General features: G+C 68.9%; 10 protein-coding genes. 6 read left to right on the forward strand and 4 right to left on the reverse strand.

Annotation, left to right across the window (positions count from 1 at the left end):
* Positions 1 to 74 precede the first annotated feature (74 nt).
* A complete protein-coding gene (locus tag ACWDNU_RS43675; RefSeq protein WP_344271396.1) occupies positions 75 to 599 on the reverse strand; it encodes a CHAP domain-containing protein in 525 nt (174 codons plus the stop codon).
* Between the two features lie 233 nt (positions 600 to 832).
* Here ACWDNU_RS43675 and rpmE point away from each other — a divergent pair, with 233 nt between their 5' ends.
* Complete coding sequence (rpmE, locus tag ACWDNU_RS43680; RefSeq protein WP_043832086.1) at positions 833 to 1,060, forward strand: 50S ribosomal protein L31; 228 nt, start codon at positions 833 to 835, stop codon at positions 1,058 to 1,060.
* 81 nt (positions 1,061 to 1,141) lie between these two features.
* A complete protein-coding gene (gene prfA, locus ACWDNU_RS43685; RefSeq protein WP_449673180.1) occupies positions 1,142 to 2,212 on the forward strand; it encodes a peptide chain release factor 1 in 1,071 nt (356 codons plus the stop codon).
* 3 nt (positions 2,213 to 2,215) lie between these two features.
* On the opposite strand, the gene wsfD is transcribed toward prfA, so the two are convergent.
* The 3 genes from wsfD to ACWDNU_RS43700 form a co-directional block, all read right to left on the reverse strand.
* On the reverse strand, positions 2,216 to 3,643 hold the full coding sequence (wsfD, locus tag ACWDNU_RS43690; protein WP_449673181.1) for a glycan biosynthesis hexose transferase WsfD: 1,428 nt from the start codon (positions 3,641 to 3,643) through the stop codon (positions 2,216 to 2,218).
* A 92-nt stretch (positions 3,644 to 3,735) separates the two neighbouring features.
* Positions 3,736 to 4,515, reverse strand: a complete 780-nt coding sequence (locus ACWDNU_RS43695; protein ID WP_449673182.1) for a TIGR03619 family F420-dependent LLM class oxidoreductase — start codon at positions 4,513 to 4,515, stop codon at positions 3,736 to 3,738.
* On the reverse strand, positions 4,512 to 5,249 hold the full coding sequence (locus ACWDNU_RS43700) for an alpha/beta fold hydrolase (protein WP_449673183.1): 738 nt from the start codon (positions 5,247 to 5,249) through the stop codon (positions 4,512 to 4,514). The genes ACWDNU_RS43695 and ACWDNU_RS43700 overlap by 4 nt, the downstream gene beginning before the upstream one ends.
* 57 nt (positions 5,250 to 5,306) lie before the next feature.
* Here ACWDNU_RS43700 and ACWDNU_RS43705 point away from each other — a divergent pair, with 57 nt between their 5' ends.
* The 4 genes from ACWDNU_RS43705 (at position 5,307) to ACWDNU_RS43720 (ending at position 10,334) form a co-directional block, all read left to right on the forward strand.
* Positions 5,307 to 5,651 carry a MerR family transcriptional regulator gene (locus ACWDNU_RS43705; protein ID WP_344271414.1) on the forward strand — a complete coding sequence of 115 codons (345 nt, stop codon included), beginning with the start codon at positions 5,307 to 5,309 and terminating at the stop codon, positions 5,649 to 5,651.
* 75 nt (positions 5,652 to 5,726) lie between these two features.
* Complete coding sequence (prmC, locus tag ACWDNU_RS43710; protein ID WP_344271416.1) at positions 5,727 to 6,593, forward strand: peptide chain release factor N(5)-glutamine methyltransferase; 867 nt, start codon at positions 5,727 to 5,729, stop codon at positions 6,591 to 6,593.
* Positions 6,594 to 6,861: 268 nt separating this feature from the next.
* Positions 6,862 to 9,012 (forward strand): M6 family metalloprotease domain-containing protein, encoded by a 2,151-nt coding sequence (locus tag ACWDNU_RS43715; RefSeq protein WP_449673184.1) that lies wholly within the window; start codon positions 6,862 to 6,864, stop codon positions 9,010 to 9,012.
* A 125-nt stretch (positions 9,013 to 9,137) separates the two neighbouring features.
* Positions 9,138 to 10,334, forward strand: a complete 1,197-nt coding sequence (locus tag ACWDNU_RS43720) for a hypothetical protein (protein WP_449673185.1) — start codon at positions 9,138 to 9,140, stop codon at positions 10,332 to 10,334.
* Positions 10,335 to 10,400 lie beyond the last annotated feature (66 nt).

The following is a 10,400-nucleotide window of genomic DNA, read 5'->3' on the forward strand; positions in this document are numbered from 1 at the left end:
CGAAGGCCCGCGGATCGGTGACGGTGCCTTGTACGCCGCCGCAAGGCTGGTTCACGAACTTGCCGAAGGTGGACTCAGTGGCGGGGGACGGCGGCCGGGGTCCAGCCGCGGTAGTTGTTGAAGTAGCTCGTGGAGCTGCCGTGGCCGATCTTGCCGCCGACGCTGGTGGCGTAGAACCCGCCGTTGCCGTCCGCGATGCCGACGTGGCCGTAGGCGCTGATGTTCCAGTACACGAACGAACCGGCGGGCGGCTTGCCGCTGGTGTGCTTCGGGCTGGCCCCGTTCCAGTGCGCGTTGGCCGACGCCCAAACCCCGGTGGTGCCGTAGGAATTCTCGGCGGCCTTCTCGCAGTAGTGCTCCCACCCGGTGCTTCCGGCGTGCGCCTTGTACCAAGCGACGGCCCCGGCCGGAGTCCCGTCCGCGGCGCCGGTCAGATTCGCCTCGGACACCTCCGAGAACGTCCCGGCGGCGGGATTCACATCCGCCGCGGTGATCCCGTCGGCGGCGTTCGCGGCAGGCGCGAAGACCGCGGCGGAAGCGGCCAGTGCCAGCACGGCGGCCGGCTTCGCGAGCCGGGTGAGCAGGTCGGTCGTGCGCATGTCCGGACCTCCAGTAAGTGAGCGATTCACGAACTCGGCCAGCTTCACGCCATCAGGTACAAAATCCGTACAATGCGAATGTCCTTCACTACCCACCGTCGCGTCCGGCGGTGGAATACCTGGTCACCGGGGTGTGTTGTAGCCCGTGCCAGCACGTCTGGCAGAATGACCCGCTGAAGTCCGGCACCGGTTCACCCCGCACTGGGGACCCGGGGCCAACGAGAGAGGACACCATGAAGAGCGGTATTCACCCCGAATACGTGACCACGACCGTCACGTGCAACTGCGGGAACAACTTCGTCACCCGCAGCACGAAGGAGTCGGGTCAGATCCACGTCGAGATCTGCTCGAACTGCCACCCCTTCTACACCGGCAAGCAGAAGATCATGGACACCGGTGGCCGGGTTGCCCGGTTCGAGAAGCGCTACGGCAAGCGTCAGCAGAAGACCGACGCCAAGTAGCTTGTCCGACGGCGCCCACCCGCACGCCCGGGTGGGCGCCGTTGTTCTGTCCGGGCTTGTTCGCGAGAGGGAGACGGCGAAGTGGATTCGAGTTCGCTCAAGGGGCTGCTCGACGAGCACGCGCAGCTGGAACAGCAGCTCGCCGACCCCTCGGTGCACGCAGACCAGGCCCGGGCCCGCAAACTGGGCCGCCGCTACGCCGAGCTGAGCCCGGTCGTGCGCGCGGTGCGCGAGCTGGACCAGACCCGCGACGATCTTTCCGCGGCCAAGGAACTCGCGGCCGAGGACGCGGCGTTCGCCGCCGAGGCCGACGAGCTGGCGGCGAAAATCCCGCAGCTCGAAGCGAAACTCACCGAACTCCTCCTGCCGCGCGACCCGTACGACGGGTCTGACGTCGTCATGGAAATCAAGTCCGGCGAAGGCGGCGAGGAATCCGCGCTGTTCGCCGGCGACCTGCTGCGGATGTACCTGCGCTACGCCGAACGGCACAACTGGAAGGCCGAGGTGCTCGACTCGACGGAGTCGGACCTGGGCGGCTACAAGGACGTCACGCTGTCGCTCAAGAGCAAGACCGCGGACGTCGAAGGCGTGTGGGCGAGGCTGAAATTCGAGGGCGGCGTGCACCGCGTGCAGCGCGTGCCGGCCACCGAATCGCAGGGCCGCATCCACACGTCCGCGTCCGGCGTGCTGATTTATCCGGAGCCGGAGGAGGTCGAGGTCGAAATCGACCCGAACGACCTCCGCATCGACGTATTCCGCTCCTCGGGCCCCGGCGGGCAGAGCGTGAACACCACCGACTCGGCCGTGCGGATCACGCACCTGCCGACCGGGATCGTCGTGTCGTGCCAGAACGAGAAGTCGCAAATCCAGAACCGCGCGCGGGCGCTGCAGGTACTGCAGGCGCGTCTTCAGCAGGTCGCCGAAGAAGAGGCGGCGGCGAAGGCGTCGGACGCGCGTCGTTCGCAGGTGCGGACGGTGGACCGCTCGGAGCGCGTGCGGACGTACAACTTCCCGGAGAACCGGATTTCGGACCACCGGGTGAATTACAAGGCGTACAACCTGGATCAGGTTCTGGACGGCGAGCTGGACGGTGTGCTGGACGCGCTGGCCACCGCCGATCGGGAGGAGCGGCTCGCCTCGCAGGCGGGCTGATTCCTAAACCGCAGCCGGGATTTCCTCGGCGCTCGGGTCCTCAGTGTGCTCCGGCGCGCTTTCCTTGCGGGGCAACAGACTGAGGACAGCGAACACCACGGCCAGCACAGTCGGGAAGAGCGTCAGCAGCTGGTGCTTCACGCCCTCGATGCCTTCACCCAGCGCAGACAATCCCAGCTGTCCCGCCGCGAAGAACACCAGCAGGAACGCGACAATCCCGTACTCGCGCCGATCCCGGCGGAACGCGCGCACTCCGGCCCAGCCGATGAGCACCCAAATCGGCACCAGTGCGAACAATCCTAGCGGCGCGATCAGCGCGGCCAGCCCGGAGAACACCGGAACCCGGTATTCCTTCGCCAGCCGCGGCTGTCCGGACAGTTCGCCGAAGCTGCCGAGGTTTTCCGGACGCGCGGTGAGCGCGTCGACGCCGCCCTGCTGCAGGATTTCGGCTGTCCGGCCAGGGTGCGTCGCGTAGTAGTGCAGCACGTTGCGGCGGCTGATTTTGTCCTTGTACTGCGGGTAAAGCGGGTCGTGCCAGGCCGCGCGCTCGCCCCACCAGCCGGTGCCGACGTACTGTTCGAACGATTCCGGCAGCCCGAGCGCGGCGAGGTCGGCCTTCGTGTCGTGCTTTCCGTCCACAATGGAGTCGAAGATCGCGTGGTACATGTTGGCCTCGCGGTATTCCGCGTTGGCCGGATCGCCCTGGGACTGGATCGCGAGAGTGCCCGCGCCCACGATCGCGAGCACCGCCAGCGGCAGCACCCAGCGTTCCCGCCCGCGCGCGCCGGACGGGCGGGTCAGCAGCAGCGCGAGGGCGAAAAGCGGGATGAGCAACAGGGTTTGCGACTTGGCGTTGATCCCGATCAGTCCACCGAGGACAGTCACCACGGCACCCGCCCAGCGCAGGTTTCCGGGGCGGTGCAACAGGAACAGGCCGCCGCAGATCAGCAGGATGCCGAGGAACGCCGCGCCTTCGCTGAGCACTGACGCGAAGTAGCCGAAGAACGCCGAGTCGCCCATCACGAGCAGCAGCAAGACCGTGGCGATCAGCCGGTTGCGCCGGTTCAGGTCGAGGCCGAGCACCGTGACGGTGATCGCGCCGGCGACCAGCACGCAGGTGAGCACGCCGAGCACCAGCAGATTCAGCACGCCGGAGGCACCGAACAGCGCGCCGATTTTGCCCGCCGCCCAGTCGAGCCAGGCCTGGCTGGAGACGTACGCGGAATCGCACGGCGGCGCGGACCCGTAACTGAACCGGACGAATCCCTCCGACGGCCGGTCCAGCTGCCGCCCGCCGAGCTGGCACAGCAACCGCCAGCCGTCGCCGTTGTCGGCCATGCCGACCGGGCGGGGCACCAGGAACCGCAGCAGCAACAGTCCGAGCGAGGCGACGAATACCCCGAGGCCGAAGCGCAGGTCCCTGGATTTCACCGGCCGAAGTCTAGAGGGGACCGCGGCAGGGGCGAGGGGGCGGGGCGTCGGGCCTCGTGCGCGTCTATCGCGGTTCTAACCGGGATAAACACTCACGACGTCACCTCCGCAAACGCCGCCATCCGCTCCTCGTATCCCTCATCACCCCCGAAGTGCACAGCCACCGCGTCCGCACCCGCCGCGCGATACGCACGGTAGGTCTCGACGGCCGCGCTCAGGTCCTCGCTGAACTGCTGCCGGGCGATCCGCCGCACGCGCCGCTCAGGATCGAGCCGATCCAGCGTCGCGACTCGTTCCGCGAAAGCCTCCGGCGAGAGTCCCGCGCTGAGCCACTGGTCCCCGGCCCGGACTGCCCGGCGCAGCGCGACCGTCGAGTTCCCGCCGACCAGGATCGGAATCCGCCCCGCCGGCCGAGGTTCGAAATACCCGCCAGCGCGGCCGCGTCCGGTGGTGAACAGCTGGTCCAGCAGCGAAAGCGTGTCGTCCAGCGTCGCCCCGCGCCGGGAGAAGTCCGCGCCGATCTCCGCGAACTCCGGTTCGTTCCATCCCGCGCCGACGCCCAGAATCAGCCGGTGCCCGGACAGCCGGTCGATCGTCGCGGCCTGCTTGGCCAGCAGATACGGCTCGCGCAGCGGCGCGATCACCACGGACGTGCCCAACTGCACACGTTCGGTCGCCGCGGCCAGATAGGCGAGCGTCGCGAGCGGCTCGTACACCCCGCCGAAGACCTCGCCGAACGGTTCCGGCGGCAGCACGTGGTCGGGCAGCCAGACGGATTCGTAGCCCAGCTCCTCGGCCAGCCGGGCGAGGTCGGCGAGGCGCTGCGGGGTCAGGTCCGGCGCTTCGTTCGGGAGGACGACCTGGCGGCTCATCGCAGCACCTTCCGGATCGCGGTGAGCCAGGCGTCTGGCGCTTCGTCGGTGATGCCGTGCCCGGACTCGATCTCGACCAGCTCCGCGCCGGGAATGCCGTCGGCCAGTTCGCGCGAATGCCTCGGCGGTACGAGGGCGTCCAGCGTCGTGGCGATCACCAGTGTCGGGACCGCGATCGTCGCCAGTTCCGCCCGGGTGTCGACGGATCGCACCAGCTCGACCTGCTTCGCTGTGCCCGCAGGCACCGATTCGGCCAGCCCGGCGACGGCCGCGGTGAGCTGCTCCGGCGTGAGCGTGGCGAGGAACCGTTCGCTGACGGCGGTCAGCATCAGGTACTTGGCGAGCAGGGTGCGGTCCCCTTGCAACAGCTCTGCCCACAGGTCCAGCGCCAGTTCCATCCGCGCGTCCGGCCGGGCGAGACCGGCGGTGAGGATGAGTCCGGTCACGCGATCGGGATGCCGGGTGGCCGCCCGGACCGCGACAGCCGTGCCGAGTGAGTAGCCGAGCACCGTGAATTTCTCGACACCGGCTTCAACGGCAGCCGCGACCAGGCCGTCGGCGAGTTCGTCGAGCGTGCCGCCCGCAGCGGGGTAATCGGCCCCGACCACGGTGTGCGTACGGGCGAGATCGTCCAGCAGCGGACCGAAGTTGGCGCGCACGCCGCCGCCCGCGCCGTGCGCGAGCAGCAGGCCGGGACCCGCTCCGAGAACGAGAGGTGCGAAATGTTCTGTCATGTTCGCGACGTTAAGGATTGACACCAGTGTGAAGGCCAGAACGCGGGGGAGAATCGGATGCTGATCGGCGAACTCGCGCAGCGCACCGGCGTCGCGCCGCGGCTGCTGCGCTACTACGGCGAACAGGGGCTGCTGGACTCGGCGCGCAACACGAGCGGCTACCGGGTGTACGGCGAGGAGGCCGTCGTCCGGGTGTGCCAGATCCGGAAACTGCTGGCCGCGGGCCTGACCACGGAGATGATCGCCCAGATGCTCGACTGCGCGATCGGTCCCGCCGCGCACCTGGACCTGTGCCCCGATCTGGTGCGCAGGCTGCGCGGGGAACTGGCCGAAGTGGAACGCCGGATCGGGGATCTCGCCCAGCGGCGCGAAGTCCTGTCCGGGTATCTCGGCCAGGCGTGAGGCCCGCGCGGGCGGGGGTCGATACGCTGAGCAGCACCCCCGTTGGGGGCAGCTTCGACGAGTGAAGGACGACCAGTGAATCGGCAGCCGCTGCGCCTGGCCATCATGGAGGCCACCCGGATCCTCACCGAGGCGGGCGTGGAATCGCCGCGGTCGGACGCGGATCTCATCGCCGCGCACGTGCTCGGCGTCGAACGGGGCAGGCTGCCGATGGTGCCGCTGGTCGACCCGCCGGTGATCGACGCGATCGGGCAGCTGGTCGCGCAGCGCGCCAAGCGGATCCCGCTGCAGTATCTGACGGGATGGGCCGCGCTCGGCAACATCACCGTGAATGTCGGCGCGGGCGTGTTCGTCCCTCGGCCGGAGACTGAGTTGTTGCTCGAATGGGGCGTGAAGTTCCTGCAGGGCCGCGAATATCCGGTGGTGGTCGACCTGTGCACCGGCTCCGGCGCGCTGGCCTTGGCGCTGGCACACGAACGCCCGGACGCGGTGGTCTACGCGGTCGACGTCGACCCCCAGGCGCTCGCCTGGGCCCGGCACAACGCCGACGTCCACACCGCGGCAGGCAACACGCCGATCCGGCTGTACTCCGGAGACATCGCGGACCCGACGATGTTCGCCGAACTCGACGGTCTCGTGGACTTGGTGCTCTGCAACCCGCCTTATGTGCCGGAGGGCACGCCCGTTCCGCCGGAAGTCGGCGAACACGACCCTGCGCGCGCGGTCTTCGCTGAGGAAAGCGGCCTGGCGGTAATCCGGCACGCGATCGCGGCCGGCGCGCGGCTGCTGCGCCCTGGCGGCGGCCTGGCGATCGAACACGACGACACGCACGGGTCGGCGGTCCCGGCTTTGGTGCGGGCGCGTCGGGTGCTGACCGGCGTCGAGGACCACCCGGACTACACCGGCCGCGCTCGCTTCGTCACCGCCCGTCGCCTGGGCTGAGGCCGCGCCGTTCTCGGAGGGTCACCCTCGCGGGCCACAGCGGGTCGTGAAGGGAACCCTGAGGGAATCAGAATCAATGAGGGTTCCCCTCACGGACTTCACGCGGCGCTGCCCAGCCGGTGGCGCTGCGCCATTCGCACCTTTGCCGCTGTCTTGCCCGACTTTCGTCGTGCGGCAGCGGGGTGGATTTCGTTCGCTCGCCTAACGATCACCGTTAGCGTCGGCTCCGGGACCGCCGGGCGGACCGGCGGAGAAGTGAGGAGCGAGGATGAGATCCCCCTTACCCCGCCGGAATCACCGCACCCGGACAGCTCGCGTCGGGACCACTCGCGCCGGGGCAATCCGCCTCGATGCGACCAGCGTTGGGGCAACCCGCCTCGGCACCACCCGGACAGCTCGCGTCGGGGCCAGCCGCCTCGGCACCGCCCGCGCCCGGACCACCCGGACCACCCGCGGTCGCCTCGCCGCAGTCGTCGCGATCGCCGCACTGGCGCCCGCGCTGCTCGCCGGGACCGCCGCGGCCGATCCGCTCACCCAGGGCTGGCCCGCGCCGCTGGATTCCGCGCACTGGGCCGACCAGGCGAGCATGACCTGGCAGGACTACCGCCACGTGCCCGGCACCAACTGGGCCGACCCGTCGCTCAAACCGACCGTGCGCAAGTTCAAGGGCGCCGTCGTGCTGGCCGACTACCCGGACGCGGATTTCGTCGTCACGAAAGCGCCGCATTCGACCGTCTTCGGCAATCCGTCTCCGTCTGCGAGCAACCTGCCGCGCGAGAAAGTCGCGCAGCATTACCAGGATTTCCTCAACAAGCCCGAAACCCTGAACCACGGCCACACCATCAACGAGTACTGGATGGAGGACTCCGGCGGCCGGTTCGGCGTCGACCTCACCGCGTTCGGCCCCTACCGGATGCCCGGCAAGTCCTTCGAGTACGGCATGGAAATGCAGCCGGAGGACTGTCCGGCGAACGCCGACTGCACCCGCGACCTGCGCAAGGACGCGGGCGACGCGTGGCGCGCCGACGTCGGTCCGGTGGCCGACCAGTTCGACTTCATCTTCTTCCTCTCCGCGGGCCAGGACGAAAGCTCGACGTGGCAGGAATTCGGCGAGATGAAGTTCGGCACGAAGGAGAACGTGCCCGCCGAATTCGGTCCGCCGGGCAGCAAACCCGGCGACCAGAACTGGGCGCACACGCGCTACGTGCCGTGGACGTCGTGGGCCTCGGCGTCGACCATCTGGCCCAACGCGGCCAACGGATCCTCGACCCAGGCGGAAAGCTCCGGCCAGGGCGTGTTCGCGCACGAGTTCAGCCACATCCTCGGCATCGGCGACAACTACAACAACCCGTTCGGCAATCCGCCCCGGCGTTCGTACACCGGGCCGTGGGAAATGTTGTCGCGCGGCAGTTTCAACGGTCCCGGCGGCCCGCACACGCGCTGGCAGATCCCAGCCACCGAAGGCGGTTCGATGGGCGCGCACCACATGCTGCGCAACAAGCTCAAGCTCGGCATCGTCGATCCGAAATCTGTTTTGAGCCTTGACCGGAACCAACTCGCCACGACCGGTCCCGTCACCGCTCGCGTGACCGCTCGGGAAGCGGAACCCGCGACCGGCGCGTACGCGGGCGTCATGATCGCCCTCACCGGCGGTGACCGTTCACCCAAGTGCGATCCGACGAAGGACCCGAAGTGCGACGGCGGCGGCTACGACCATTACAGCCTCGAGGTCGTCGACCGGATGGGTTCGGACTCGTTCGCGCCCGACTCCGGCGTCCTCCTGGCCAAGACCAAAGCCAAGGACGCCGCGCCGTTCGAATGGATCGTGGACGCGAACCCGCAGGACATCGGCCTGACCGACTACGTCCGCCCGGACGGCACGCCGGTCAAGATCACCGTCGGCGATTACCGGCAGCTCAACGACGCCACGTTCAAGGCGGGCACCGGCGCGACCAGCGGCTACGAGTACACCGACGAGGCCAACCGGTTGCGGTTCCTCGTCACCGACCTCGACCGGGACAGCCGCGGCGTCCTGTCGTACACGGTCACCGTCGCGTCGCTCGACGGCGCCGGACCGCAGGCGCGGGGCGCGTGGCTGTGGCCAGCGCTGCCCGCGTTCACCCGCGGCGGGCTGGCTACCTGCGACTTCCGCCTGTCGAACCAGGGTTCGGCACGCGGCGCGGCAGCACCGTATGACCAGGACACCTACCGGCTGACCGCGTCCACGGATACTCGCGGCTGGGAAGTCCGGCTCCCGAACGCCCTGGCCACCGCCAAGTTCGGCAGCTCGACGCAAATCCAGGCGTACGCGAAACGCTCGGCGGACGCACCGCACACCGCTCGTGTGCGGCTCACCGCCACATCGATCGCCGACCCGTCGAAGTCAACGACGACCGCCTGCACCGCGATCGGATTCTGAGCAACGAAAGGTGCCATCCGTCCACCCGGCGGATGGCACCTTTCGGCTGGGCGGCAACTGCTTGCCCCGCCGCAACGCCACCCCCTACCTTGGGGCGGCGCAACGATAAGACTTCTGGGGGAGTCATGTTCAAACGTCACCGAATCACCGCCGGATGCGGCGCGGCGCTCATCGCCGCCACGGCATTGACCGCGAGCGCGACGGGTGCGTCCGCCGCCGCCGGACCGACCACGCTGCCCGCCAGCCAATACACCCTGACCTCGGATTACCACAAGTACGACGCGGCCTACTCCGGTCTCGCGTCGAAGCTGCACACCGTGCCGGTGCACACCGTCATGGACAACGCGAACCACGACCGTCAACCGCTTCCGTCGACCTTCAACCCAGCCGGGCTCACCGGCGGATTCCGCTTCGACGACGGCGACAACACCGACTGCACCAACTACCCGCAGGGCATCACCACCAGCCGAGACGCGGTCGGCGGCGACAACGGCGGCAACTACGACGGCCACCAGCTCGTCGCGGTCAGCTGGTACACGCGCGACAAATGCGGCGGCAAACAGGTCCGCAGCCGGATCACGCTCGCCGACTGGGACGCGACGTACCCGAACAAGTACCGCAAGATCCTGCTCGTCGAACCCACCGGCACCACCGCTTCGCCGAACTACAAGGACATCCCGATCCACGCCGGCGGCGTCTCCTGGTACGGCGACTACCTGTACGTCGCCGACACCGGCGGCGGCATGCGGGTCTTCGACATGCGCAAGATCCTCGAGGTCAACTCCGGCGGCACGGCGGATCAGATCGGCCTTTCCGGCGGCCAGTACTACGCGCACAACTACCGTTACGTCCTGCCGCAGGTCGGCACGGTCGCCGCGCACACCACGTCCGGCACCAACCTGGCCTGGTCGAGCATCTCGCTGGACCGGGTGAGCAAGTCGATCGTGATGACCGAGTACACCTGCAAGGCCGACTGCACCGACTACCCGAACCGCCCGCCGCGCGCGATCCGCTTCCCGTTCGCCTCGGGAGCGACGACGTTCGCCGCCTCGACGACGGCGAGCCAGGCCCTGCAGCTGCCCTGGTACAACCTCAACGGCGTCGCCTCGCACAACGGCCGCTGGTGGTTCAACTCCTCCGCGCAGAAACAGCTCTACTACTGGACCCCGACGGCGGGCCCGGCCACGCACGCCTGGGTGAGCAGCGGGGAGAGCATCTCGTACTGGGAGGACCCGAAGGACGCGGATCTCCTCTGGTCGCTCCAGGAGGGAGCGGGGAACCGGAACGTGTTCGCGGTGAAGCAGGCCAGTTACGGCAGTTGATCGCCTGACCTTCGGCCACCTGACCCCTCGGGTCCGGTGGCCACCCGGCCAGGCTCGGTCCGGTGC

It is taken from the genome of Amycolatopsis sp. NPDC003676 (assembly GCF_053587275.1).

Excerpts from the sequence above, each read along its gene's own strand:
- ACWDNU_RS43675 (WP_344271396.1), bottom strand. The coding sequence starts at position 599 with ATGCGCACGACCGACCTGCTCACCCGGCTCGCGAAGCCGGCCGCCGTG.
- rpmE (WP_043832086.1), top strand. The coding sequence starts at position 833 with ATGAAGAGCGGTATTCACCCCGAATACGTGACCACGACCGTCACGTGC.
- ACWDNU_RS43695 (WP_449673182.1), bottom strand. The coding sequence starts at position 4,515 with ATGAGCCGCCAGGTCGTCCTCCCGAACGAAGCGCCGGACCTGACCCCG.
- ACWDNU_RS43700 (WP_449673183.1), bottom strand. The coding sequence starts at position 5,249 with ATGACAGAACATTTCGCACCTCTCGTTCTCGGAGCGGGTCCCGGCCTG.
- ACWDNU_RS43705 (WP_344271414.1), top strand. The coding sequence starts at position 5,307 with ATGCTGATCGGCGAACTCGCGCAGCGCACCGGCGTCGCGCCGCGGCTG.
- ACWDNU_RS43715 (WP_449673184.1), top strand. The coding sequence starts at position 6,862 with ATGAGATCCCCCTTACCCCGCCGGAATCACCGCACCCGGACAGCTCGC.
- ACWDNU_RS43720 (WP_449673185.1), top strand. The coding sequence starts at position 9,138 with ATGTTCAAACGTCACCGAATCACCGCCGGATGCGGCGCGGCGCTCATC.